The sequence below is a fragment of the Treponema sp. R6D11 genome (assembly GCF_054786075.1).
Genome location: NZ_BDHD01001204.1, coordinates 1 through 360, shown reverse-complemented (window position 1 = coordinate 360; position 360 = coordinate 1). Strand labels below are relative to the sequence as shown.

At 48.9% G+C, this 360-nt stretch carries 1 pseudogene; it reads right to left on the bottom strand.

Going from position 1 to position 360, the window contains the following annotated elements:
• Window positions 1-360 (bottom strand): annotated as a pseudogene (locus ACYVTD_RS18125) ([FeFe] hydrogenase H-cluster radical SAM maturase HydE); the annotation flags it as partial.

Below are 360 nucleotides of genomic sequence, written 5' to 3'. Positions count from 1 at the left end.
TTTTGTATCCGGTTCCGCATACAGGCGGCGCATTCGGCAGCTTGTTCACCGGTACAAATTTTATTGTCATAGAGCATATATTTTCCCCGCACGTCAGCCGGCGAAAGATTTGGCATAACAACATTTGCCCCCGCCAGAATCCCCAATTCCCGCCCACGGGCATCAATTGTTCCAAGCGCCGTTGTCGCCGGAATAAGCAGGTTCGGCCGCATAAGGCGGAGGATAGCCAGAATATTCAATGTAACGCGCATATCGCCGGCCTTTTCGTTATTAAAGGGAGTGTCGGAATGGGGAATAAAAGGTCCAATGCCGACCATGTGCGGCTTTAATTCTTTGATAAACATTAAATCGTCGATGATA